This window comes from Achromobacter sp. SIMBA_011 (assembly GCF_046535435.1).
Classification (GTDB): domain Bacteria; phylum Pseudomonadota; class Gammaproteobacteria; order Burkholderiales; family Burkholderiaceae_B; genus Achromobacter; species Achromobacter dolens.
The window spans coordinates 1-252 of the sequence record NZ_JAWRWN010000881.1; the positions used below are offsets into that span (position 1 = coordinate 1).

The following is a 252-nucleotide window of genomic DNA, read 5'->3' on the forward strand; positions in this document are numbered from 1 at the left end:
GGCTCGGCGATTGCCATCGTCATTGGCCTGGTATTGGCCTGGGTCGGCGGCACGATCACGGGCGGCCAGAAAGGTCTGGCGGACCTGGCGCTGTTCTCCGGGATCGGCCTGATGGGCGGCGCGATGCTGCGCGACTTCGCCATTGTCGCCACGGCGTTTGAAGTGCAAGCCACCGAGGCGCGCAAGGCTGGGATGATTGGTGTGATTGCACTGCTGCTCGGCACGATCCTGCCGTTTATCGTCGGTGCGAGC

General features: G+C 65.1%; 1 pseudogene. It reads left to right on the plus strand.

Annotated elements, in window-relative coordinates:
- Positions 1-252 (plus strand): annotated as a pseudogene (locus SB816_RS33540) (malonate transporter subunit MadM); the annotation flags it as partial.